The sequence below is a fragment of the Rothia sp. HSID18069 genome, assembly GCF_003989155.1.
Classification (GTDB): domain Bacteria; phylum Actinomycetota; class Actinomycetes; order Actinomycetales; family Micrococcaceae; genus Rothia; species Rothia aeria.
Genome location: NZ_RBMG01000003.1, coordinates 199695 through 225455 on the forward strand (window position 1 = coordinate 199695; position 25761 = coordinate 225455).

Annotated in this window: 21 protein-coding genes; 16 read left to right on the top strand and 5 right to left on the bottom strand. The window is 59.2% G+C overall.

The window, feature by feature from the left end; all coding sequences use genetic code 11:
* Positions 1-3 precede the first annotated feature (3 nt).
* From D8M41_RS08720 to D8M41_RS08750, 7 genes are all read left to right on the top strand, one after another.
* Positions 4-732: a DUF4956 domain-containing protein gene (locus D8M41_RS08720; protein ID WP_006887619.1), complete on the top strand. Its 729-nt coding sequence runs from the start codon at positions 4-6 to the stop codon at positions 730-732.
* 102 nt (positions 733-834) lie between these two features.
* Positions 835-1674, top strand: a complete 840-nt coding sequence (locus D8M41_RS08725; RefSeq protein ID WP_006887682.1) for a polyphosphate polymerase domain-containing protein — start codon at positions 835-837, stop codon at positions 1672-1674.
* 463 nt (positions 1675-2137) lie between these two features.
* Positions 2138-3733 carry a carbohydrate-binding domain-containing protein gene (locus D8M41_RS08730; RefSeq protein WP_006887684.1) on the top strand — a complete coding sequence of 532 codons (1596 nt, stop codon included), beginning with the start codon at positions 2138-2140 and terminating at the stop codon, positions 3731-3733.
* Between the two features lie 268 nt (positions 3734-4001).
* A complete protein-coding gene (locus tag D8M41_RS08735; protein WP_174232423.1) occupies positions 4002-5831 on the top strand; it encodes a carbohydrate-binding domain-containing protein in 1830 nt (609 codons plus the stop codon).
* 327 nt (positions 5832-6158) lie between these two features.
* The gene (locus tag D8M41_RS08740) at positions 6159-6368 is read left to right on the top strand and encodes a DUF3073 domain-containing protein (RefSeq protein WP_006887634.1); all 210 of its coding nucleotides are present in this window, start codon (positions 6159-6161) and stop codon (positions 6366-6368) included.
* A gap of 310 nt (positions 6369-6678) precedes the next feature.
* Positions 6679-7719 carry a phosphodiester glycosidase family protein gene (locus tag D8M41_RS08745; protein ID WP_126926815.1) on the top strand — a complete coding sequence of 347 codons (1041 nt, stop codon included), beginning with the start codon at positions 6679-6681 and terminating at the stop codon, positions 7717-7719.
* The gene (locus D8M41_RS08750) at positions 7716-8864 is read left to right on the top strand and encodes a bifunctional glycosyltransferase family 2/GtrA family protein (protein ID WP_126926816.1); all 1149 of its coding nucleotides are present in this window, start codon (positions 7716-7718) and stop codon (positions 8862-8864) included. Before D8M41_RS08745 ends, D8M41_RS08750 begins: the two co-directional genes overlap by 4 nt.
* A 263-nt stretch (positions 8865-9127) precedes the next feature.
* Here the strand turns inward: D8M41_RS08750 and purM are convergent, their stop codons facing one another.
* The 5 genes from purM to D8M41_RS08775 form a co-directional block, all read right to left on the bottom strand.
* Complete coding sequence (gene purM / locus D8M41_RS08755) at positions 9128-10270, bottom strand: phosphoribosylformylglycinamidine cyclo-ligase (protein WP_006887658.1); 1143 nt, start codon at positions 10268-10270, stop codon at positions 9128-9130.
* Between the two features lie 5 nt (positions 10271-10275).
* Positions 10276-12051 carry an amidophosphoribosyltransferase gene (gene purF / locus D8M41_RS08760; RefSeq protein WP_006887660.1) on the bottom strand — a complete coding sequence of 592 codons (1776 nt, stop codon included), beginning with the start codon at positions 12049-12051 and terminating at the stop codon, positions 10276-10278.
* Positions 12052-12205: 154 nt separating this feature from the next.
* Positions 12206-12559 carry a hypothetical protein gene (locus D8M41_RS08765; protein ID WP_126926817.1) on the bottom strand — a complete coding sequence of 118 codons (354 nt, stop codon included), beginning with the start codon at positions 12557-12559 and terminating at the stop codon, positions 12206-12208.
* Positions 12560-12715: 156 nt separating this feature from the next.
* Positions 12716-13135: a sterol carrier family protein gene (locus D8M41_RS08770; protein ID WP_006887664.1), complete on the bottom strand. Its 420-nt coding sequence runs from the start codon at positions 13133-13135 to the stop codon at positions 12716-12718.
* Entirely contained in the window at positions 13135-14475 is a 1341-nt protein-coding gene (locus tag D8M41_RS08775) for an asparaginase (RefSeq protein WP_126926818.1), read from the bottom strand. The genes D8M41_RS08770 and D8M41_RS08775 overlap by 1 nt, the downstream gene beginning before the upstream one ends.
* Positions 14476-14841: 366 nt before the next feature.
* Between D8M41_RS08775 and D8M41_RS08785 the strand changes: the two genes are divergently transcribed.
* The 9 genes from D8M41_RS08785 (at position 14842) to D8M41_RS08825 (ending at position 25593) form a co-directional block, all read left to right on the top strand.
* The gene (locus D8M41_RS08785) at positions 14842-15378 is read left to right on the top strand and encodes a hypothetical protein (protein ID WP_126926819.1); all 537 of its coding nucleotides are present in this window, start codon (positions 14842-14844) and stop codon (positions 15376-15378) included.
* Positions 15379-15567: 189 nt separating this feature from the next.
* Complete coding sequence (gene purD, locus D8M41_RS08790) at positions 15568-16851, top strand: phosphoribosylamine--glycine ligase (RefSeq protein WP_126926820.1); 1284 nt, start codon at positions 15568-15570, stop codon at positions 16849-16851.
* A 240-nt stretch (positions 16852-17091) separates the two neighbouring features.
* Positions 17092-18018 carry a phosphoribosylaminoimidazolesuccinocarboxamide synthase gene (locus D8M41_RS08795; protein ID WP_126926821.1) on the top strand — a complete coding sequence of 309 codons (927 nt, stop codon included), beginning with the start codon at positions 17092-17094 and terminating at the stop codon, positions 18016-18018.
* Between the two features lie 143 nt (positions 18019-18161).
* Positions 18162-19469, top strand: coding sequence for an AAA family ATPase (locus D8M41_RS08800; protein WP_126926822.1), 1308 nt, complete (start codon positions 18162-18164; stop codon positions 19467-19469).
* The gene (locus tag D8M41_RS08805) at positions 19466-20071 is read left to right on the top strand and encodes an RloB family protein (protein ID WP_126926823.1); all 606 of its coding nucleotides are present in this window, start codon (positions 19466-19468) and stop codon (positions 20069-20071) included. Before D8M41_RS08800 ends, D8M41_RS08805 begins: the two co-directional genes overlap by 4 nt.
* A 160-nt stretch (positions 20072-20231) precedes the next feature.
* A complete protein-coding gene (locus D8M41_RS08810) occupies positions 20232-21182 on the top strand; it encodes a hypothetical protein (protein WP_126926824.1) in 951 nt (316 codons plus the stop codon).
* A 230-nt stretch (positions 21183-21412) separates the two neighbouring features.
* Positions 21413-22147: a queuosine precursor transporter gene (locus D8M41_RS08815; protein ID WP_037236931.1), complete on the top strand. Its 735-nt coding sequence runs from the start codon at positions 21413-21415 to the stop codon at positions 22145-22147.
* Positions 22148-22469: 322 nt separating this feature from the next.
* Positions 22470-23930 carry an amino acid permease gene (locus tag D8M41_RS08820; RefSeq protein WP_238693506.1) on the top strand — a complete coding sequence of 487 codons (1461 nt, stop codon included), beginning with the start codon at positions 22470-22472 and terminating at the stop codon, positions 23928-23930.
* Between the two features lie 136 nt (positions 23931-24066).
* Positions 24067-25593: an amino acid permease gene (locus tag D8M41_RS08825; protein WP_006887655.1), complete on the top strand. Its 1527-nt coding sequence runs from the start codon at positions 24067-24069 to the stop codon at positions 25591-25593.
* Positions 25594-25761 lie beyond the last annotated feature (168 nt).

Here is a 25761-nt window from a genome sequence, read left to right on the forward strand (position 1 = left end):
CCTATGCACCTAGTGAGTATGGTAATCGCGGACCTTATAGCAATTGCCGCTCTGTGCACCATCTACCTCGTCCGCCACAGCCGCCGTGAGCTAGTGGTCTCATACACCATCATTAACTTCGGCGTTTTTGTGGTCACAGAAGCACTCTCATTTGCCTCCGGCACGAGTGCAGGAATGGGGCTTGGGCTATTCGGTGTGCTATCTATTATCCGCCTGCGTTCCACGCCACTGGCACAACGCGAAGTCGCCTACTATTTTGTCTCATTGGCATTAGGCCTCATTGCAGGTGTCAGGCTGGATCCCGAATATATGGCATACGCCCTCATGGCGATGCTCGTTATTATCATGGCCGTCGTCGATCTGCCTTTCTTCGACAACAAACAGAAGACCCAGATCATTACCGTCGATCGTGCCATTAGCGACCCTGAAGAACTCAAAGCATACTTGAACCAGAAGCTCTCCTACGAAGTGCTCAGCGCGAAAGTATCGGAGCTCGACATGGTCAACGACACTACCAGGGCAGAGGTTAGCTACAACCCTGACCCACCGGCAGAAGATACCACCGCAGAACAGGGAAACACTCCCAACTATGCGGTAACTGCCAAAGCGCAGAACACCCCAGCACAGCAGGGTGCAGGCGCCACTCAGGGCTATGGCAACCAAGCCCAAGGGTATGCCTCCTCACCGCAAGGCTACGGCCACCACCTGCATGAGGCGTCCCGCAATATCTAAAGGATTCGCGCATATCCTGCTACTTTCGTAGCTCTAACCGACAATACCGACCCGGCACGGCTTCCGCACAGTCACCGGGCGGTGCCCGAAAGGAACAGCATCATGGAAATTATTCCCAGCTACTGGCAGAGCATTACCCTGAACGATCTTAATAACAAAGCTGCCATGCAGACCCGCATGGACCGTAAATACATCGTAGACGCAGACTACGCGGCATCGGTGCTGGCAGAGCTGCCCGCCGAGGCATCCGTACTCGAAATTGAGGGGCAGCGCGAATTTGCCTACGACTCCGTCTATTTTGATACCCCCAACCTGGTCAGCTACTACGCGGCTGCCACCGACCGCCCCGACCGGTTCAAGGTGCGCACCCGCAGCTACCTCGACACCAATACATGCTTCCTGGAGGTCAAGACCGAAGGTGAACGTGCCATGACCGTGAAGGAGCGCATTCCTTACTCCATCAATGACCGTGACAAGCTCACTGAAGAGGGCCGACAGTACGTCAACGAGGCACTCTACGGGATTCTTGACACCCCGGCCATTGAGTTCGAACCGGTTATTAGCACCGGGTATCGACGCACCACCATTTACCTGCCCGCCTCAGAGCAGAACCCGGTGGATTCCCGCCTGACCATTGACCGTAACCTCACGTGGACGCCCCTGTCGGATCATGCGCTCTATGCGGGGGTAACCCGGGAGAACTACCACGGCCATAAGGTGGGGATTGAGTACACGATTCCCGGCACCGTCATTATTGAAACGAAATCCGGCACGGCCCCCTCAATCGCAGACAAGCACCTGTGGCGTGCGGGCATCCGGCCCGTCAAGATCTCCAAGTTCGGTACCGGTCTGGCGGCACTCAACCCGCAGCTGCCCTCCAATAAGTGGCACCGCATTATTGAGCGGTGGATGAACCTGGTGCCAGCTAAAGTTGCCGTCTAAGCAACCCGCGTCACCGTATAGAAGGGAGAATAACCAACCACAACCGACACTAAACTAAAACCGGCACAAGAACGAACACATTAAATTGCCGGTACGAGACGGCACCTGCCGCGCAGAACGTGATAAGGCCCAATGCCTCACACAATAAGCGCAGCAGGTGCCGTACCCTTTTTAGACCACAGTGAATGCTATGCCGCAGGGTCAGGCGTCACCCATTTAGTATTTTTAAACCCACCTAATGGTAGGGTAGAGTGCGTGGCTTACCGCCACCTAACTCATGGCGCGTATTCGACGGAGCCCCCTCACCCAGGGGGATTCTAGGGTGCAGCGCGCAGACAACATGCAAATAACCGCCAATAACACCAACCACCGGTAAGGGTACATGGGGAGCCAAGGGTTACCCGTTACCGTTATGACACGCGCATACAGACACCGATATACGCAGGCAGGAAGAAGACGCATAGTGAAGAAATCCCCTTTAAACGTGGCAGCCTCTCTACCCCTTATTGTGGGTTTGGGGCTGGCCGGATGCTCAGGTAGTAATAATGAATCTAGTGCCGCCCCGAAAGACTCCCTAGGCCCGACCAATGCCGCACCCGCTCAACAGGCAAAAGCCCCCTCGGGCAAATATAGTTCGAATACGAAAACCGGCGAAAAAATTAATGCTGAAACCCACCACACCCACGGTAGTCTCACCTGGGATACTGGATCTGAAATCCGCCTTGACCTTGCGAATGAACCTTCCGCTGACGGGGTGAGCGTTGAGGATGGTGCCCTAGTCATTACCAAAGCCGGGAACTACCATCTAAGCGGCGACTACACCGGGCAGGTACGCATTAATACCGCCGAGCCTGAGACAGTGCGGCTCATCTTAGATAATGTGACTATTACTAACTCTACGGGGCCTGCTATTGCTGCCACCGGAGGCGGCACGACGATCGTATATACGATGGCTGGCACCACCAATACTGTCAGTGATGGAGAGCAGTACACGGTAGCTGGTAAGAAAAAACCGGACGCAGCGATCTACTCCACCGCGAACCTGACCCTCGCCGGGGAAGGCACTTTGACGGTGAACGGGAACCATGAAGAAGGGGTGCATACCACTGGCGGGCTGGTAATCTCCAACGGAACCTTGAATGTGAACTCCGTAAAAACCGGGATTAAAGGCAAAAACTATGTGGACATTCTGGGCGGTGAGGTGGCTGTCAACTCTCAGAAAGATGCTATTAAAGCCACCAACTCCAAAGAGGAAGGGTACGGGTGGGCGCGTATTACCGGCGGCACCGTGACGGTTACCGCAGGCGATGACGGACTTAAAGCCATCCGCACCGTTGAAATAGCCGACGGCACACTCAATATTGAAAAGGCCCGAGAAGGTGTGGAGGGCCAGTACATTAATATTTTCGGCGGCACGGTATCCGTCAACAGCATAGACGACGGTATTAACGCCTCCCTCAAAGACCCCCTGCCTGACGGGCAGGAAGCCGAGGACGACCCCACACCCGACGGTCAGCCCCAGCAGGAACCCAGCGGCAGTGTGGGAGGTGCACGGGATACCACTGAGGTTATTGACGCCGCCATTAATATCAGCGGCGGGCAGGTCACGGTGAATGTTGAGGGTGATGGTATCGACTCGAACGGCTCCCAGACCTACACCGGCGGCACTGTTATCGTTAATGGCCCCCCAACCTACCTGAATAACTCGGTGGATGCCAACGGTGAGCTGCTGCTGAACGGGGTGAATATTGCGGCGGCCGGTAGTGGTGCAGAAGTGTTTAAGGTCCCCTCCGAGAAGTCAACGAACGGGTACCTGCGAGTGGTTGATCTGGACGTTTTTACCCCCGGACGCACAGTGCAGGTGACGGATACCAAGACCGGCGCGGTGGTGGCGAACTATACGGTGGTTACCACCGGCGTGCAGCTGTTCTTCGTCTCGAACCCGTCCCTCGTAAAGGGCAATAACTATACGGTATATACGGTGTCTGGGCCAGTGCAGGAGGGCAGCACGACTCTCGCTCCGGGGGCGGTTGAAGTGGGCACGTACGCCGCAGAATAGCCCAATAATACCTATAAACCCGTTGCGGCAAGGCGGAATAACGGGAAAGGCGTGAAGCCGCTATCTTTTTGGCTTGTGACGGTACGGGGCTGAAGATGCACAATCAGAAAACACGCGATGCTCAAACCGGCGCATCGCGTGTCTTTTTATGCTCATCTCTCAATGATTCAGGTTATCTGCTGCGGCAACTGGAGGCAGCCCCTAAGACATTGCGCAGAAAAAGCCCGAACACAGCTGAGGCTTAGCTAACTGCCGAAATATAGGAGGTATGAAGAACTCAATGCTCAAAACCGTAACCTCCGTAACTCTGATCGCCGCGCTGGGGCTCACCGGATGCTCCACCGCCAGCGGTACCACCCTCACCTCCGGCACCTCCACCGTGCACAGCGCAGTCTCAGGAACCACCGCCGGAACGTCCACCTCCAATACGGCCGCAGGGCAGACACTAGACGCCCAAACCCACTACACCAATGAGGACCTCACCTGGGACTCCTCAGGTGAGAAAACTATTGACCTGGCGAACCCCACCGCCACCGATGGGGTCAGTGTCGAGAACGGCACCATCACCATTACCTCCGGCGGCACCTACCGGCTCACCGGTGAGTACAGCGGCCAAGTGAAGATCGAAGCGGCCAAGACCGACACGGTGCGGCTGGTGCTCGATAACGCGAAGATTACCAACTCAACCGGGGCAGCCATTAACGTGGTGAGCGCCGCCGAAGCAATTATCTACACTGCTGCGGGTACCACGAACACCGTCGCCGATGAGGCTAACTACACTGCCACCGGTGACGACGACCCGGATGCTGCCATCTACTCCACTGCGAACCTGACCCTCGCCGGGGAGGGCAGCCTGTCTGTGAAGGGCTCCTACGAGGAGGGCATCCACACGACTGGCGGGCTGGTTATTGCCAGCGGCACCCTTGAGGTCAACGCCGCGAACACCGGTATTAAAGGCAAGGACTATGTGGATATTACCGGTGGAATCGTCAATGTTACTGCCGCACAAGACGGCATTAAATCCACCAACACCGATGATGAAAGCCTGGGCTTCACCCGGCTGAGCGCCGGGTCGGTGACTGTCTCGGCTGGGGACGACGGGCTCAAGGCCCCGCGCACCCTCGAAATTTCCGGCGGCACCCTGAACATTGAGAAATCCAATGAAGGCATCGAGGCGCAGTACATTAATATTCTTGACGGCGAGGTGACCGTCAATAGCACGGATGACGGCATTAACGCCTCCCTCAAAGACAGCTCCTCTGACACCTCATCCGATACCACCAGTGGGACGGCCGCCGCCGGGCAGCAAACCCAGCAGAACCAGAACGGTCAGGCACAGCAGGCCCCGGCGGGCGGGGGAGCCGCACCCGGCGGCAACCAGGGCAGCACTGGCCAATCGGGCAATGCTGGGCAAGCGGGTAACACCGGGCAGCAGAACAGCTCAACAGGGCAGAACACTACTAACACCACCCAAAATAGTACTGGCCAAAATACCGATGGACAGAGCAGCACTGGGCAAAACCAGCAGAATATGCCCCAGCCTCCCGCTGGCGACACGGGGCAGCCTCCCGCTGACGGTGCCATGCCCGGCGGTGGCGGCGGCACCTTCGAGGTAGTGGACGCGGCCATTAACATAAGCGGCGGCACCGTGGTGGTCAACGCCGAGGGTGATGGGATCGACTCGAACGGTACCGCAACGTTCAGCGGCGGCACCGTCACCGTAAACGGCCCCACCGCTGGGGGCAATAACGCCCTTGACTCCAATGGTGATTTGCTGCTGAACGGGGGAATCGTCACCGCTGGCAGCACCGCTGACATGTTCGAAGCCCCCTCATCAGCATCGACCAGCGGGTACTTGAAAATTACTGATTCGTCGGCCCTCACCCAGGGCAGCACCATTCAGGTCACCGATTCCTCAGGTACCGTGGTGGCGAACTATAAGATCACCAAGTCAGGGGTGCAGCTGGTGGTCGTGTCGAATAAGAATATCGTCAAGGGACAAAGCTACACCGTCTCTGTGACCTCCGGCAGTGTAGATGCTGCATCCACCACTGCGGCAAGCGGGGCGAGTGAGCTGGGCAGCTTCACCGCCGCCTAACCCGGCGGCCTGTTGTACCGGATACAACTTCCCGTCCTCTCCTAATACGTCGGTAGGAGGGGACGGGCTATTCCGCACTCTTGGGGTGCTAAAGCTGCCGATAACCCGCGCAAAATAAAAAGGGTGTTCGGTAAGCTTCAAACCCGCAATATGCGGTGTTTGCCCCTGGTTTTTCTGAGATTTCTAGCAGAATATGTGTCTGTCAGGAAGACAATAAGGGGTCAAACAAGGTACCCTAGAAGGCAGGAAAGACTGTACAAGCGATCCGTCGGTTGCGCGCGCCATGCGGGCGGCAGTCACGGACAGGATGAAAGAGGGGGTCACGCCATGGGGCGCGGCCGTCAGAAGGCTAAGGCAACACGGCAGGCTCGGGAGATGAAGTACTTCAGTCCCGAAACCGATTACAGCGCGCTTGAGCGTGAGCTCAGTAGCGCTAAGAAGAGTAAAACCTCCGACTCGTCCCAGCATCGTTACGATGATGAGGATGATTACTCGGCGTACGCAGAGAAATATGCAAACTACGACGACGAGGCATAGCTGAGGTGCATCGCTAAGGGTATAAGGCGCGGCACTGGCTCTCATGTCGCCTGCTATGCAACCGGTTCGGGCATCCCCCAGGGGATGCCCGAACCGGTTTTTGTGTGCCTTCAGCTTGGGTAACGGGGCCGGTGGTGCTGGCCGGTTTGGCGTACTGACGTTTCCCAGGTGTGCTCTGCGTGTAGCAGGAAAAGGTGAGCGGCGGGTAGGTACGAGATGAGAAAATAGTAAGAAAATATGAGCTATGATGCATAGCTAAAATAAAGGTTCTTCATGCCCCATGCATGGGATGGTATTTCAACCTATAAATATGAAGAACGAACAGAATATCACCGGCTCAAATACTCTCACCGAAGACACCCCTGCCCCGGCGGATAGCACCACCAAACCCGCAAAGAAAATGACCCGCCGCGTACTCATCGGCGGCGGCATCGGTACCCTCGCCGTCGCGGGGGTTGGGGCTGGCTGGGCCTACAACCGGTACCTCGCCGAACACACCCAAATCGAAGACACCCTCGCCTACGAGGCGGCGCAGCAAAGTAAAAACAACCCATCCGGCACCGCAGACCCCACCGAGCTCACCGGGGTGAGTATCACCGACAGCGGGCTCACCGCGCAGGAAGGCTCTATCACCCTCAAAAGCTACACCGAAGGCAGCGGCAATAACGCCGTCGTCTCGTTCACCGCCGAGGTGAAACTCAATAATGCCACGCTGCTGCGCTCCGCCTTCGCTAATAACAAATTCGGCCAGAACATTATCGACACCCCCTCCAATATTGCCGCGCAGCACAACGGTATCTGGGCCATAAACGGGGACTACTACGGGTTCCGCGACACCGGCATCGTCATCCGCAACGGCGTCACCTACCGCGATTCGCCCGCCCGTGAAGGGCTCGCCTTCTACCGGGACGGCAGCGTCAAACTCTACGACGAAACCAGCACCAGCGCACAGGCGCTCATTGACTCCGGCGTGCTGAACACCCTCTCCTTCGGGCCTGCGCTCGTCAAAAACTCCGAGGTTATGAGCGGCATCGACCAGGTTGAGGTCGATACCAACTTCGGTAACCACTCCATCCAAGGCAACCAGCCACGCACCGGCGTGGGCGTGCTGGGAAACAACCACCTGCTGTTCATAGTCGTAGACGGCCGCTCCGACGGGTACTCGCGCGGGGTCACCATGCCCGAATTCGCCCAAATGTTCAAAGAACACGGATGCGAAACCGCCTACAACCTTGACGGCGGCGGCTCCTCAGTCATGGTTTTCAACGGGAAACTCGTCAATAAACCCCTAGGGGGCAGCAAAGAACGCGGTACCAGCGATATTCTCTACATTGCCGGGAGCGCCGCATGATAGTACTCATTCCCGCCTACAAACCCGACAACTCACTCATACGGCTAACACACCAGCTCAGCGCCCAGGGCGAGAGCATCCAGGTGCTCGTGATTGACGACGGATCCGGCAGCGAATACGCGCCGATCTTCACCGAACTCACGCTCACCGGGGCAACCGTTATCACCCACCCCGTCAACCTGGGCAAAGGCGCAGCCATACGCACCGGCCTGAACTGGGCACGCATCTATCAGCCCCGGCAGGTAGTCGTCACCGCCGACGCGGACGGCCAACACCTGGTGCGGGATATCCTGCGGGTCGGTGCACGCACAGCAACCCACGCTGACAGCGGCAAACACTCACTCGTGCTGGGGGTGCGCACCCTCCCCGATAACACGGCCCAGGGGAGCGGCACAGTACCCGTGCGCTCAAAAGTGGGCAACGCCCTCACCATCGGGTTTTTCACCCTCGCCACCGGCACCCGGCTAGCAGACACCCAAACCGGGCTGCGCGGCTTCACCCCGCAGATTATCGAATGGGCGCTGAACATACCGGGGGACAAGTACGAGTACGAATTCACCATGCTGCTGCGGGCCACCCGTGCGGGCGTCAACCTGGTACAGGTGCCCATTGTGAAAGTGTATGAGCCCGGCAACCCCACCAGTCATTTCCGGCCCGTACGTGACTCGGCACTTATATACGCGCCGCTCATTGGGTTTCTCGCCTCCTCGTTCGCGGGGTTCCTGATTGACGCGGCGGCACTTTTCACACTCGTCGCACTCGGTACGCCCCTGCTGGTGGCCGTCATTGCCGCACGCATTATCTCGGCGCTGGCGAACTTCAGCGTGAACCGGCTAATGATGCGTGACGGGGCGGCCCGGCCCTCACCCGGGAACTCACTGATGCGGTACGCAACGCTGGCGGTGGGTATCCTCGTGGCAAACGCGGCCCTGCTGGAGGCACTCATGACCCTTGGCGCGCACCTGGTGGCTGCCAAAGTACTCACCGAGGCCGTGCTGATTCCCGTGAGCTTCGCGGTGCAACGCCGCTGGGTGTTCCTGCCCGCCCGCACGCCCCAGCGTGAAGAGCGCACCGCACCCGAGCTGCAACTAAGCAAGCTCAGCGGTGCATCCGCCGAAGAAGAATATACGGGCAGACGCTACTAGATTTTCAGGTGCACAGCGTGCGCGGGGTACCCGAACCTTGCTACTCATCCACTCTACTCGCGGGTGGCCCCAGGCAGGCTGGTACGAAACCCACCAGCTCAGGAGGTGATGCGTATACGGTGAACAGCACCGGGAGCGATACGCTCACTGGAGAACTTCATAGGGTATACAAACACATGCACGCGGTGTTCCCACGGCCCCGGAAGGGGAAGCGGGAACACCGCGTGCTCTGCCGCGCCCGCTACACGACGGGCAGTAAATAATTATGCGTACTGGCCGAAGAGGCGCACCGCGCCGCCATTGACGCCTTTAGCGCCCTGCACATAGTCGGGGCTGTCGGTGTCGGGCTCGGTTGCGGCCACCACATCGCCCATGACCCAGGCGGGAACACCCCGGTCGTTGAGGCGGCGTGCGGCGGCCTCGGCAACTGACGGGTCCACAATAGCGACCATACCCACACCCAGGTTCAGGGTGCGTTCCAAATCGGGCAGCGGCACGTTGCCGAGCGAACCGATCAGCGAGAAAATTGCCGGAATCTGCCAGCTGGAGCGGTCCACGCGGGCCTCCAAGCCCTGCGGCAGCACGCGCGCCAGGTTCGCTGCTAAACCGCCGCCGGTCACGTGTGAGAACCCGCGAATACCGGTGCCGGTCTGCCCATCGGGGCCATTGACGGGGAATGCCTGCGCCAGATCCAGGCAGTCCGCAGTGTACACGCGGGTGGGTTCCAGCAGTTCCTCACCCAGGGTGCGCCCCAGCTCGTCTACCTGACGTTCCAGGCCCCACCCCGCAACATTAATAACTTTACGAACCAGTGAATAACCATTTGAGTGGATGCCGGAAGAAGCCATACCAATGAGCACATCGCCCTCACGTACCCGCTCAGGGCCCAGCAGCTCGTCAGCCTCAACCACGCCCGTGGCGGCACCGGCAACATCGTACTCATTCGCGGCCAGCAAACCCGGATGCTCAGCCGTCTCGCCACCCACCAGGGCCGTACCCGCCGCAGAACACGCCCCCGCAATACCGCGCACAATATCGGCAATACGCTCAGGAACCACCTTGCCCGTGGCAATATAGTCGGTCATAAACAACGGCTTCGCACCGCACACCACAATATCGTCCACAACCATACCCACCAGGTCATAACCGATCGTGTCATGCACATCAAGCGCCTGCGCAATAGCGACCTTCGTACCCACCCCGTCCGTGGAGGTCGCCAAGTACGGGCGGCGGTACTTCACCAGCTGCGAGGCATCATACAGGCCCGCGAACCCGCCCACACCACCTACCACGGCGGAGGAGTGGGTGGCGCGAATCGCGTCTTTCATGAGCTCAACGGCGCGGTCGCCCGCCTCAACATCAACGCCCGCACTGGCGTAGGTGACGGCGGCGGTATTCTCAGTCATTCGGGTTAGTCCTTATCGGTAGCAGTTTTCGTGGCGGATGCCGGAACAAGATCATCGTCGGTCAGCAGGGCCTCAAGGTCCGCATCGGGTCCCGGATTGCACATCCCACCGGCTGGTGCGTGCTGACCCGGTGCAGGCTCACCCCCGCCCGCAGGTGCCGCTGGCAGCGGGCTGCTCTCAAACTTGTGCTCCAGTGAATCAGTGCCTGCGCGGGTCTCAATCGACACGGCCTCAGCGTGCTCAGGCTTAGTGGGGACAGGGCGCTCAACCGTCACCTCAGCAGCCATACCAGACAGCGGCCCGCCCTTACTCTCTGAGGCGTCGAACAGGGACTTGCCGCGCCGTTCCTCGGCGGGAAGCTCAATCGGGTAGTTGCCGGTGAAGCACGCCGTGCACATGTTCCTCGTGGGCTGCTCGGTGGCGGCCATCATGCCATCCTGCGAAATGAAACCAAGCGAATCAGCCCCCAGGGACGCGGCAATCTCGTTGACCGAAAGCCCGTTCGCAATCAGCTCTGCGCGGGAGGCGAAATCAATACCGTAGAAGCAAGGCCATTTCACCGGTGGGGACGAGATACGCACATGTACCTCCTTCGCACCCGCCTCACGGAGCATCCGCACTAGGGCCCGCTGGGTGTTGCCGCGCACAATCGAATCGTCAATCACGATCAGGCGTTTGCCCGCCACCACAGACTTGAGCGGGTTCAGCTTGAGTCGAATACCCAGCTGGCGGATAGTTTGCGAGGGCTGGATGAAGGTGCGCCCCACATAGGCGTTCTTCACTAGGCCATTGCCGAAGGGGATGCCGGACTGCTCCGCGTAACCGATCGCGGCGGGCACACCGGATTCGGGGGTGGGCATCACCAGGTCAGCCTCGACCGGGTGCTCACGCGCCAGCTGCCGCCCCATCTCCACGCGGGACTCATACACTGAACGCCCCGAAATGGTCGTATCAGGCCGGGCCAGGTACACAAACTCAAACACGCACCCGGCGGGCTGGGCGGGTGCAAACCGCTGCGACCGCAGCCCGTCCTCATCAATGATGATAAGCTCGCCCGGCTCTACCTCACGCACGAAAGAAGCACCCACAATATCGAGCGCCGCCGTCTCGGAGGCCACCACCCAGCCCCGCTCCAAACGCCCCAGCACCAGCGGCCGCACACCCTGCGGGTCACGGGCCGCGTACAGGGTGGTTTCGTCCATGAACGTGAGGCAGAACGCCCCGCGCAGGGTGGGCAGCAGATCAAGCACCGCCTCCTCCAATGAGGCAAAATCGTGCTCAGCTAAGAGCGCGGTCACCAGGGCAGTATCGGTGGTGTTGCCCTGCGCCAGCTCGCCAAACGCCGGAGGTTTACCGCCGTTCTTCGCCAGCAGACGGTCGTAGAGGTCAGCCGAGTTCGTGAGGTTGCCGTTGTGTGCTAGGCAGAGCGTGCCGTGCGGGGTGGTGCCCAGCGTGGGCTGCGCATTCGCCCAGTGGGATGCACCCGTGGTGGAGTAGCGCGCATGGCCGATAGCGTGATCGCCGGGCATGGAGCTGAGCGTTGCCTCGTCAAAGACCTGGGAGACCAGCCCCATATCCTTATACACGCTAATGCGTTTGCCGTTGCTGGTTGCAATACCGGCTGATTCCTGGCCGCGGTGCTGAATCGCGTACAGGCCGTAGTAGGTGAGCTTTGCCACGTCTTCACCGGGTGCCCAGACGCCAAATACGCCGCAGGCGTCCTTGGGTCCATGATCAACCGGATCCAGATCGTGAGTGAGTTTTCCGTCGGGGCGAATCAATTCACTTCTTTTCGACGTCGGGACTGTGGGAACGCCTTAACCAGCCTTCGCGTGTGATGCTGAAAATTGCCAGATTAAGACGCACAACCAGTCTACCCCCTCCAACAGAAAAAAGTGGTGCGGCATACGAATATTTCTCACAGGCTGGCTGCTCTTAGTCTTCAGGCTCGACGCGGGCAATACGGGCTTTCTTCACCGACCGGCGGTCAAGCCACAGCCCCAAAAGCGCCCCCAGGGCCGTACCCACGGCACCAAAAATGACGGCGATCACCCCGAACACCGCCTCAAACGTGTAGGAGGGATTACCCGAGCCGAACCACACCGAAACAAACGCCACAATAAGCCCCACGACCAGGCCCAGAATCATAAACGCCGGAATGGACGGGGCACGGCGGATACGCACCTGCGAGTACTCGACCTCGGTCTCGGGGGATGCTTCAGGCACGGGGGTGGGGGAATGCCCCGAAGAATCAGGGCGGGAATTAGAAGGTGTGTGTGCGCTACTCATATCTTCAAGTCTAGCTTTTGGGCTGTGCCCTGCCTAGCGGCTCCCTCAACGGCGGGAGCTTGGAAAACGCAGCTTAAGGCGTATTACCTGCCCCTAAGGCGTGGGTGATACACCATAAGCTGCGTTATTCAGGCAGTTGGTGCCTAGATCCGGCGCCTAGAATAACGGGAAATAGCGGGAAATATCAGACCGCTCACCGCTTGCGCTCAGCTGGGCTGACCCCAACGCATCAGCCCACCCCAGCGCCCCAAGCGCGAGCGCACACCACACGAAAGCGGACGCCTCAACCACACTCGGCGGGGTGCCGCGCGTATGCCGTGGGCCAGCCACGCACTGGGTCACCCCAAACGGGGGCACCCGCACCTCAACACTATTGCCGGGGGCTAAAGTGCCTAGCTCCTCCAGGCTGTACCGCACGGCGGTGGCGCGCACCCCACGCGGCAGGGACGCGAACAACCGTTCCATTTCTTCCCGGTTCTGCCCGCCCGTCAGCGGTGTGCCCGCCTCAAAAACACCGCGTACAGTGGCCAGCGCAGCCGCCCCATCAGCCTCCGACACCTTGCGCCGTACCGCCACTAACGCCTGCCTTTCTTACCGTTCCTGCGGCCCTTGAGCGCATGACGCACGGGCCTGCCGTTGACACCCCGACCGGGTGCGGCCCCCGCAGAACCGCCAGCGGCCCCGGATGCTTGGGCGCCGGATGCCTCCTTGCCGGTGGCTGTGCTGTCGGCTCCTTCTGGCTCACCCGGTGTTTTCTCACGCTGCGTTGTCTCTTCGTGTGCTTTTTCCTCATGCATCGTGGGGCAGGCCCCGTCTGAGCCGTGCCGTGCCGCCACCGCGGGCGCCACCCCAGCCAGTACCGCCGCAAGATCCGTGCCAGGCACCAGCTCCCCCACAGTACGCGGCTGCCCGTCTTCAACACCACCGGTAATGGGGCGAAGCACCGCAGTCAGCAGGCTATCCACCGTCGTCTGCGTCAAAAACCCTGCCGCCTGCAGCGCCCGCAGCGCCACCAGGTGCGTGGCACGGGATGACCCGTCAGAAATCTTCACCACAGCGCTCGCCCCCGAGCGCAGGCCAATGCACAGCATCCCCTCCGCGCCGCTTTTCACCACAGCGTCCAGCCGCTCGCTCACCACCGTGTCGGGGGAGTCTGGGCCCTGAATCAGTTCGGGGTAGTCCACCATCGCGGTTGCTACGGTTGAGGCGCGCGCATCCGCCTCCATATTGCGGATCGCCGTGCCCAGGGTTGCGTAGGCGCGGGCCAAACCCACCGGTGATAACGCGAACACGGGCGCGCCGCACCCGTCGACGCTGGCGTGCGCAACCTGCTCGCCGGTGAACGCCTCCACCTCTTCAACGATCATGCGCTGCAGCGGGTGCTGGGGGTCAAGATAAGCGTCGATGCTCCACAGTGCCGCATCCGGCTCAAGCTCGCCGCGTTCACTTTTGGCCGCGCACGCCCACAAGAACGCGGCGTGTTTGCCGGAGCACTCGAACGCGAGTGGTGTTTTTGACAGCCCCGCCTGGAGCATGGTGGCGCGCGTGCCCGAGTCGGTGGGGTACACGGCGGGGCACTGGAGTGCGTCGGCGCTGAGCCCGGCTGCCGCCAGCGCCTCCTGTACCGCGCGCATCTGCTCGAAAGTGCCCCGGTGCGATGCGCACGCGATCGCCACCTGCGCCCCGCGCAGCGGCGCCCCGGCTTTGAGCGCCCCAATGGCCTGGAACGGTTTGAGAGTGGAGCGCGCGAAGATGGGGCGGTGGGCGTCTCCGAGGGCGAGGATAACATCGCCGCCGGGGGAGAGCACCACCACGGTGCCGCGGTGGCGGGATTCGATCATGCCGCCGCGGGTGGCAACCGCCAGCTCGGCGTCGCGTACGGGGGTGGCGGCCTCTGCGATGTGTGCGCTATTCATACACCCTATTAAAAGGGTTTTGCGGGCTTCAGTGCGCATTATTCGCCTCGGGCGTGGCGCGGGGAGCTTGAGTTGGATGGATGTGCGGCTACATGAGCGCGGTGATGGCCGCAGTACCGCCAAAAATAATGCCGGGCGCATTTGCAATCACGATGGGCCAGTCTTTCTTCTCGCGCCAGATACCGTATGCCACTCACAGCGTGCAGTTAATGGCGGCGACGAGCGGCTGAATCCAGTCGCCCTTATGACCATTGATATTGCCGATAATTTGCGGGAAGTAGAAGACGTACATACGCGGCGCTTCTAGGGTGTCTGAGAGGCTACTCCCGGTACACTGGTAGAACAGTAGAACGCGGCGGAGGCATCATGTCCGAAGACCCTGCAGCCCTTGGGGACAACCCTCACTCTCAACGGCCCGTCATCGTGGGTAAATATCCCAAAATATACTTGCCGCCGAAGTTTCGGCTTCTGATCACCAGTATCGCTCTGATACCTGTGGTCATAGTTGCGTGGCTGAACCCTGGGCGGTATGACCTCATCATGATCGCCTTGCTGATTACCGCTATCACAGCTTCGCTAGCGAATGCATACCAACGATTACTTGTCATTCATGAAGGCTTTATTCTGCTGTACATGCCACTATTTCGGCGGCGTATTGCTTGGGACGAGGTTACAGATATACAAGTACTCCCCGAATACGATGTGGTGCATGAAACTGTAGGCATCGGGCTGCGTTTGGCGCCCGGTACCGGTTTGATATTTGGTAACCTGCGGCGCGGACCGGCACTGAAAATCCAGGCACGCGTTAAAGGCCGCGAGAAAACCTATATTTTCATCTTCCCTCCCGCAGAGCAGAAAGCATATGAGACGTTTGTGGGTGAGGTCCGCTGCCGCACCTCTTGAGGCAGCTAACCTACGAACGCGGTGAACCCACAACACACGGAAAACAGATGAACGGTTCAAGGCACTATTCGGCGGGCAAAACGTTACACGGTAAAAACGTTATGGGGGCAGAAGATCACTAGGTAAAGCACAGTCATGGGGTGTTACAAACCCCGCCCGGGTAGCATCCGACACGGTACCCTTATGTACATGAAGGTTTTGGTACTGGGCCCCGGCGGCCGCGAACACGCAATTATCCGTGCGCTTGCGCGCGATCCACAGGTAACCGAAGTTCACAGCGCACCCGGCAACGCGGGCATCGCTCAGGACGTTCCGGTACACGCCATCGACGCCAATAACCCCGAGCAGGCCGTTGCGCTCGCCCGTGAGCTCGCCGCAGACCTGGTGGTTATTGGCCCTGAGGCACCTCTAGTCGCCGGTGTTTCTGATGCCCTGCGCGAGGCAGGCTTCGCGGTCTTCGGGCCCTCTGCGGCTGCGGCACAGCTTGAGGGGTCCAAGGCATTCGCCAAGCAGGTGATGGAGGAGGCAAACGTGCCGACCGCCCGCGCCTTCGTCGCCACAACCGAGGCCGAAGCGGCGCAGGCTCTTGATGAATTCGGCGCCCCCTATGTGGTGAAAGACGACGGGCTCGCCGCGGGTAAGGGCGTAGTTGTCACCGAGAACCGGGATGCCGCTTTAGAGCATGCGAACGCCTGCTTTGCCGCTGGCGGTTCCGTGGTGATCGAAGAATTCTTGGACGGTCCCGAAGTATCGCTCTTCGTCATCAGCGACGGAAAGAACGTGCTCCCGCTCTCTCCGGCGCAGGATTTCAAGCGCATCTTTGACAACGATGAAGGCCCGAACACCGGTGGGATGGGCGCCTACACCCCGCTTGACTGGCTGCCCGAAGGATTTGTGGACGAAGTGATCGAAAAGATCGCCCGCCCCACCATCGCTCGCATGGCAGAATGCGGCACCCCGTTCGTGGGCGTGCTCTTCTGCGGGCTCGCCGTTACCAGCCGCGGCGTGCGCGTCATCGAATTCAACGCTCGCTTTGGCGACCCCGAAACCCAGGCGGTGCTGGCACGCCTGCGCACCCCGCTCGGGCAGCTGCTCCTTGCGGCATCCCGCGGCGAGATCGCCGAAGACACCCGCCTGGAATGGGACCCCCGCACCGCCGTAGACGTGGTCATGGCAGCAGAAAACTACCCGGGAACCCCGCGTAAGGGCGATGCGATAGCGGGGCTTGAGAGCGCATCCAACGTGCCCGGTGTGCATGTGGTGCACGCCGGAACCGCCGTCGCGGGCGAAGAGATTGTGACAGCGGGCGGGCGGGTGCTCGCCGTCGTCGCGCTTGGTGATACCCTTGCCCAGGCGCGCGATGCCGCCTACGAGGGGGTACATGCTATTACTTGGGAAGGCGCACAATACCGCACCGATATCGCTCTCAAAGCGGTGCAGGGGGCGATTACCGTGCCCGAACTCCGCGTCTAACGCAGCGGGGGCATCGGTATCTGGTGCGGCATCCTACTTGGTGCCCCCGACTGGGCGCTACCCCGCCCGCCAGAAGGTGACCGGCAACGCACCCAAACGCCGGTCACCTCATTTTTTAAGAGTGCCACCTCACCCTCAGAACCCGTGAGGGCGTACTATTGCACGCCGGGGCATCATATCGGGTATGTTAAAAAGTACACAGCTCTTCAACCACCGCAGAACACATCTCAGGAGATGCCCATGACCTCCCGCCCCGCCCCCATTGAGATTCCAGGTTGGACTCACGTCTACTCCGGTAAAGTCCGTGACCTGTATGTTCCCGAAGAAAGCCGTTACGACGCTGCCGGGCTAACTATCAGCGACGATGCTGAGGTACGCGCAGGCTCCGTCATGGTGGTCGCCTCCGACCGCATTAGTGCTTTCGATAAGATCCTTCCCACCGAAATCCCCGACAAAGGCGCGGTTCTGACGCAGCTTTCCCTGTGGTGGTTTAAACAGCTGGGGGACGTGCCAAACCACGTGCTTTCCACGGACGTGCCGGACGAGGTGGCGGGGCGAGCCATGATCTGCAAGTCGCTGAATATGTTCCCGGTGGAGTGCATTGCCCGCGGGTACCTGACAGGGTCGGGGCTGGAGACATACCGCGAAAGCGGCACCATTGCGGGGATTGAGCTTCCCGCTGGGCTGGTGAACGGCTCCCGACTGCAGCCGCCAATCTTCACCCCCACTGGCAAGGCTGAGGTGGGTGAACATGATGAGATGGTCACCCGCCAAGAACTGTGGGAAGAAGTGGGGGAGGCCGTGGCCGAGCGGCTTGAAGAGCTGACCCTGTACATTTACACCACCGCCGAAAAGATCGCCCGCGAGCAGGGCATTATCCTTGCGGATACCAAAGTTGAGTTCGGCACTGACTCATACCGCGGCGAAATCACCCTCGGCGATGAGCTGCTCACCCCCGACTCCTCACGGTTCTGGGACGCGAGCGAGTATGAGCCAGGCAAATCCCAGCCGAGCTTCGATAAACAGTATGTGCGCGACTGGCTGCGCTCGCCGGAGGCGGGCTGGGACGGCTCCGATAATGTGCCTCACCTGCCCGAGGCCGTGGTGGAGAAAACCCGCGCCCGCTACATTGAAGCCTACGAGCGGCTAACCGGCACGAAGTTTTAATCTTCCCCCATATTGAGACGCCCTTCCGGTGGTGGACCATGCGCCCCACCGCGGAGGGTGTCTTTTTTCAGAATATAACCAAAATAATGCGGTATTTAGGAAAAATTTTCCTAGAAAAGCCTTTATTTTGCTAGTATGGGTATATGCTTCTTGAATTCTCGGTTGAAAACTATGAATGTTTCAGGGATGAAGCATACCTGTCGATGGTGCTTCCCTCCCTCAAAACGCAGGTACCGAAAAATGGGCAGACTTGGGAGGAGACCACGAGCCGAGTGGCCGCTATTTTTGGGGCGAATGCATCCGGCAAAAGCACCATTATTCGTGCTCTCGTCAGCTTGAATCAGGCTATTCGTAGGCCCGGCGAGCGCCTGTACTACCCCTATCTGCTTCAAAACCCGCCTGAACCGCAGACCACCTATACGCTGAGTTTCACGCACGAGCAGGTGCGCTATGACTATCGGGTACAGGCAGATAAACGTGGTGCTATAGCCCTTGAGACCATGCACGCCTACCCAAAAGGTACAGCACGGTTACTCTTTGAACGCCGCACCCAAGAGGACTCCACGGTTACCGTAAAGGCTGGGCCCTCGCTGAAAGGCGCCACCCGTGAAGTCAATAAAATTACGCAGCCAGATCAGCTGTTTTTAGCGGTTGCACGGCAATATGGGCACGAGAGCCTTGCCCCTCTGGTACGTGCCCTTGACGCGAGTATTCACTTTGTACGCGATATGTCATCGCGCCGAGAAAACATCATACAAATTACGTTCCATATGATCAGCACCGTTTGGTCGCGTTACTTGAGCGTTCTGGCGCGTGTGGCTGACACTGGAATTGCCCGTCTTGAAATAGATCGTAAAGAACTTCCGGAGGATTTATCGAAGACATTAGCGAAAGCTATTGATGAATATGGCCCAAGGGAAGTATTCAAAGGGATTTTCCCTGTTCTTTATAGTGAAGAAGAGCTTCTAGATGTTGCACGTGCGATTTCTGTATACCATCGTGGAGCGAATACAGAAGAGGCACGGTTGGGTCTTAACGCACAGAGTGACGGTACTCTCGGCTGGCTTGCTCTCGTTAGTCAGGCGGTAGGTGCTCTTCAACAAGGAGGCATGTTGGTGGTGGATGAACTGGACTCCAGCTTGCACCCCACTTTGGCGGCTGAATTGGTGAGCATGTTCAAGAACCCTGACATGAACCGTACCGGAGCTCAGCTCATTTTTACTTCGCATGATGCAACACTGTTAGGAAATATCCCCATGCGATTGCTCGATTCTCCTGAAGTATGGTTCACCGAGAAAAATGACGAAGGCGCGAGCGAAATTTTTTCCCTGGAAGAGTTTGATACCCGTCCCAAGAGCAATATTCAGAAACAGTATCTCACCGGTGCTTTCGGAGCTATACCCACCACCTACATGTCTGAGTTACGTGCTCTCTTAGAGGCGGAACAATGAGCCGTCGCGCTAAGAGCACCAAGAAACGCAGCAAAAAGACCACTATCCTAGTTGTAACCAATGGTAAAGTGACGGAGCATCGTTACCTTGAATGGTTACGCGATAAGGTCAACGGACCGCGTGAAAAGTATTCAGTAACGGTAGAAGCTATTTCGGGAGATCCCACGTGGATACTTCAAAAAGTAATAGGCAGAACGTCTAAAAACTATGATCAGGTATGGCTTGTGGTAGATCAGGACGACCACAGCAGTAAAAAGATGCAGAGTTTTATCAAAGACTGTCAGCGCAAAAAGATAACTGTTGTTGTGAATGCACCGTGCTTTGAAGTGTGGCTTAACGCTCATTACGAACGGGTCAGAAAATACCAAAACCAGAAAGATGCGCAACAGCACTATCATCAGTTATCGGGAGTCTTGGAGAAAGATGAGAAAACTATTCCTCAAGATTTTCCTTTTGAGGAGTACGAAAAAGCATGCGGGAACGCACATCTTACGGGGAACTACAACCCTATGCCGAACGTATTAGCCAAATCCCCAGCCACACCTATGCCTTTCCTCCTATCCGCCTTTGGGCTGATAGAAGAGTCAAAAGCCCAAGGGTAAAAGTTTTAGCTCACCGAAACAATACGCCGGGTGGCTTCCGCTTTTATAAAGAATAGGTACAGTGGTTTTAAGACAATGAGGTGCGTACCCTCAACGTACGATAGTGAGGAGGGTAGCCACGGTGGCTACCGGTGAACATCGTCAAAGGAACAGTAGGACCATGCGAACAGGTAAACGCTCACTGCTGGCGGCTGCCGCGCTCATGCTTGCTTTGAGCGGGTGCGGCGGGATAGATAGCGGGCGGGCGGGTGCCACACAGCAGGAGGGAACCTCAGGGGATGAGCAGGCTGTGCTTGAGTACCTGAGTGGCCCCGCAGAGATTAATACGGCGCTTCAGAAGGCGGGCGCGCAGTGCATGCGTGAGTCCGGTTTCACCTCTGGCGGGTGGGAGGCGCGGCTGCGGGCGCATGAGAGTATTTCCGAAATCAGTGGCCGTTTCGAGAGTGAAGAAGACGCGAAGTTCCGCGGCTACTCCACCACCCTGTGGATCCCCGAAACCTACCCGACCCTCAGCTACCTCTCGTCAGCGCAGCGGCAGGCCATGTACGGTTCCCGCCCGCAACTGGATTCCAGGAACCTGCGCCCGCAAAAGTACGACTGGGGCAAATCGACGGCCCCCTCCGCCCCGAACCTGTTCACCCCCATTGCGGTCACCGCCGACCCGGCTGAGTACGGGTGCAAAGGTATAGCCATCCAGAAAGTATTCGGTTCCTTAGAGAACTACGCCACCTATGAGGCACTGTACCCCGAGCTGAGGCAGCTGGGCGCGCGTTCAGCCGAGGCGGCCCGCAAAGTGCACGATGAGAACCGGGGCGCCTACCAGCAGTGCCTGGAGGACGCTGGTTTTAATAATGTGGGCGCGCCGCCGCTGGTGGCTGAGCGGGCTGAGGCGATCGCCGGGCTGTACCGGGGTGAAGGTGTTCTCACCAATGCGAAAGAGCAGCAGCTGGCCGCCGCGGACTACGCGTGCGATAAGAAGCTGCACTATTTCGAGAAGCTTGACCAGGCGGTGCTATCAGCTAACCGCGAGTGGGTGCAGCAGAATGCAGGGCGTATCCAGCAGGTGAAGCGGATACGGGATGAGGCCACCGCTCGCGCTAAAACCATGTAAAACCGTTCCGGGGCTGTGCACCGGGTATGACCGGGCGTGTGGCGTTGCGGAGGCGTCGGCGTGGGTTAAAATGGGTGATGCTCGGGTGGCAGACGGGCAATACAGCACAAGACCGTGTACGCCGTGTATCCCAGTCGTGTGGCTGCGGGCCCCGCCCACCTGCGGAGGTGACGGGCAGCAGCATATTGGGCGCGGCGTGCGGTGACGGAAAGAACCTACCAGGGAGAAGAATGTCCACACCCACCAATGAGGCGCGCCCCGATACCACGAACGTACCCGTCCCTTGGGCGGGTAAACGCCGCTATTTCGACCTGCTGCTGGGCGCATCCTGCGTGATTCTGATTATTTCGAATATTGCGGCCACGAAGAGTATTGAGTTCGGGCCGCTGCCGTTCGAGTTCCCGCCGTTCACGAACGGCAACTTCATTCCCAGTGACGGCGGTTTCTTCCTGTACCCGCTGGCCTATGTGCTCGGTGATGTGCTCTCTGAGGTGTACGGGTTTAAGCGCGCTCGCCGGGCTATTATCGCCTCGTTTGTGGCGGCGGCGTTCGCTGCTGGGTGCTTCCTGCTGACCGTCGCCCTGCCGCCCGCCAGCTACTATGCGAACCAAGAGGCGTTCGCCATTATTCTTGGTCCCGTATGGCAGATTTTTGCCGGGTCGCTGCTGGGGTATTTGACGGGTCAGCTTCTGAACGCGTGGGTGATGGTCGCCATGAAGAAGGCCACCTCCGGGCGGTTCATGTGGGCGCGTATGATCGCCTCAACCCTTGTGGGTGAGTTGGCGGACACTATTATTTTCTGTGCGATTGCTTCGCCTATTCTGGGGATTACCACCCTGGATCAGTTCATTAGCTACACCCTGGTCGGGTACGTGTATAAGTGTTTGGTTGAGATTGTGCTTATGCCTATCAGCTACCCGGTGATTGGCTGGTTCAAACGCCACGAAGTCGAGTACAAGAGCTAAAACGTCATGCGGGGCGCCTAGCATATGGCGGGGTGGAGGATTGCGTGTTCTCCGCCCCGGCTGCTTTTAAAATTCTGTACCGCCAAAGAGGCCCTGCCGCGGGGCGGCTGCGCCAGGCAGCAGGCCGAAGCCCCCACCCCATGTTTCACATATTGAGATTTTAGGGGTCGGATGCGTGAAAACCCCACCCAAAACCCGGTAAACCCGCCTGTGCCCCTGCCAGCGGGTTTGCGCCTGCCCCCGCAGAGAGTAATAGTTATTCAGTACCCTGCGCACACTCAATGCGTGAGGTGCCGCACCAAGAACCCACCGAAAGAAACCTATGAGCACCGCAGAACAGGGCCCCGTGAAGCCTGCTGATAACCCCGCAACCGGCGACGGCGAACTGAAACGTTCCCTCTCGCACGGTCAGATGACCATGATCGCGATGGGCCTCGCCCTGGGAACCGGCCTTTTTCTGGGCTCTGGTTCCGCCATCAAAATTGCGGGACCCGGTGCTATTATCGCCTACGCTGTTGGCTCCATGATCGCCGCTATTATCGCGGCGTGCGCGGGTGAAATGGCGGTTCGCCACCCCGTTCCCGGCGGGTTCGGCACCATCGCCACCAGATACCTCAGCCCCTACGCCGGGTATATTGGCCGCTGGGCGTACTGGGCAACCACCGTGCCGCTGACCGGCGCCGAACTCGTGGCGGTCGGCAAATATTTCTCGTACTGGTTCCCCGATATCCCGCTGTGGGTGACGGTGGCGGCCTCCGGCATCCTGATTCTCATCCTGAACCTGGTGAGCGTTAAATCCTTCGGCGCCCTCGAATTTTTCCTCTCCTCCATTAAAGTAATTGCGGTTATCGTCTTTATTGTGCTGGGGCTGCTTCTTATGTTCGTTGGCCTGCCCGGGCACGCTGCGGCGGGCACCGCAAATCTCGTGAACGACGGCGGGCTGCTCCCTAACGGAGTCGGCGCCGTCTGGGTTTCGATGGCAATTGTGATGTTCTCCTTCGGCGGCGTTGAAATGCTTTCCATCTCCGCCGCAGAAGCGAGGAACCCTGCGCGTTCGGTGCGCACCAGTGTTAAAGCCATGATCTGGCGGCTCTCCAGCTTCTACGTGCTCTCAATGCTGATCATTCTGTGCCTGATGCCCTGGCAGCAGGCGGCGCAGACCGGCAAAGACATCGGCCAGTCACCCTTCGTGATGGTGTTCTCTGAACTGGGTATTCCCTATGCGGCAGACATTACCAACTTCGTGATTCTGATCGCCGCGCTTTCGGGCGCGAACGCCTCGCTGTATGCGGCAACCCGCCTGCTCCACGCGCTTGCGGGCGATAAAATGGCGCCTCAGTTCGCGGGCACCACGAACCATAATGGTGTGCCCGTCACCGCGCTTCTGCTTTCCTTCCTGGGTGTGGTGGTCGCATCTGTTATGGCGGTGGCAGAAATCAGTAATATTTTCGAGCTGCTAATGGCCCTGGTCACCCTGTGCATTCTGGTGGTATGGAGCATGATTCTGCTGACCTACCAGGCGTACAAGAAGCACCAGGGGAACTCTTCGGGGTTCACCGTCTGGGGTGGGCGCATCACGGCGGGTGTGGGGCTTGCCGGGGTGCTTGCAACCTTGGTTGCCCTGTTCATGCTTCCCGATTCGAGCGCCGTAGTATCCGTGCAGGTGGGCGTGGTGTTCTTCGCCATTATCTCCGTCTTCTACGTGGTGCTGGCGAAAAAACGCGGCGGTTTCCCACGGGCCGACCTGGAGGCATTGACCGAACCACAGAAAGAAGACGCGTAGCCTGTTGAGCTATAACTGCGGGCAGAGGATATTTCATCCTCTGCCCGCCGGTGTAGTAATGGCGACGGGTGTACTACCCTAGAAACACAAACACGCTCATCATAGTTCCCCAGCATCTCCGTGGAAGGCTAACCCCATGACTGACTCCGACCCTCAACACTCCGCATCACCCAGAACCGGTGCCGAGCACCCGCACAAGCGCCCCGACCGTGCCGAACTCAAGCGCTCCCTCTCACACGGGCAGATGACCATGATCGTCATGGGCTCAGCGCTTGGCACCGGCCTATTCCTGGGGTCCGGGCGGGCAATCGCCATGGCCGGGCCAGCCGTTATTCTCGCGTATGCTATCGGTTCGGCGCTCGCCTCCGTCATAGGCGCGGCCACCGGCGAAATGGCGGTGCGTTACCCGGTGCGAGGCGGTTTCGGTGCCATCGCCACCAGGTACCTTGGCCCGTACGCCGGTTTTCTGACGCGGGTGGCCTACTGGACGGCGACCGTGGTCATTACCGGCGTGGAGCTGGTGTCTGTAGCCACCTACCTGAATTACTGGTGGCCGCAGCTGCCCCTGTGGGCGGGCATCGCGGTATTCGGTGTCGCAATTATTATTCTGAACATTACGAGCGTGAAATCCTTTGGTACGCTCGAATTTTTCCTCTCATCCATTAAAGTTATTTCGGTGATCGCCTTTATTCTGGTGGGCCTGTGCCTGGTGTTCTTCGGGCTTCCCGGGCATGCAGCGGCTGGCACCGCCAACCTTTTCAACGACGGCGGGTTCATGCCCCACGGGTTCGGTTCGGTCTGGCTTTCGCTGGCGGTCGTGATGTTCTCCTTCGGCGGTATTGAGATGATCTCTATCTCCGCCGCAGAAGCCAAGGACCCCGCCCGGTCGGTGCGTTCCAGTGCGAAGGCTATGATGATTCGTCTGGCAACGTTCTACGTGCTGGCGCTGTTTATTGTGGTGTCGATTATTCCGTGGCGTTCGGCGGGTGAGCTGGGGGAGAAAGTCGAAACCTCCCCGTTCGTTCTGGTTTTTGACCAGTTGGGCATTACGGGCGCGGCGCATTTCGTGAACTTTGTGGTGCTCATTGCGGCACTGTCCTCGGCAAACGCTAACCTGTATGCCGGTGCCCGCCTGATGCATTCGCTGGCAACCGACCGTATGGCGCCCCGTGCGTTGGCTGCGGTGAACGCCTCCGGGGTGCCTTCGCGTGCCGTATGGGTTTCCACCAGCGGCGTTGTTATCGCTATTCTGCTGGCGTTGTTCAGCCCGCAAGAGGCGTTCCTCTCCATGATCTTCCTGATTATGGTGTGTGCGCTCACCGTGTGGGTGCTGATTCTGCTCGCGTACATTGTGTACCGGCGGGTTGAGGGTCAAAGCTCGGCGTTCCGCCTGTGGGGCGGGCGCGTTACGGCGGGCGCGGGCATCATGGTGCTTTTTACCGTGTGGGTTGCCCTGTTCATGGTGCGCGGCTCACTTGTCCCCGCGATTGTGGGCGTGGGGTACTTCCTGGTTCTGACGATTGTGTACTTCGCGCGGGTCAAGCACACGCTCACCGTGGATGAGGACGCGTTCACCCAGGCGCAGCAGGCTTCCGCCGAGCACACTGCGGCCCTTGACGAGGAAGCTGAGGCCCTTAAAACCTCCGCTGAGGCTGGGCACTAGAGCACAGGAAACCAGGCGCCCGAACAACGGGCAACCTACCTGCCTCCGGCACGGTTGCGGTTATTGTATGCACATTCCCGCGCCGCTGCATCACCGGAACTGTGCCCCATGCGCGTACCTTGGCACAGGAGCGTGCGGGGCTTGGCGACCCGTGGTAATTATTTTCAG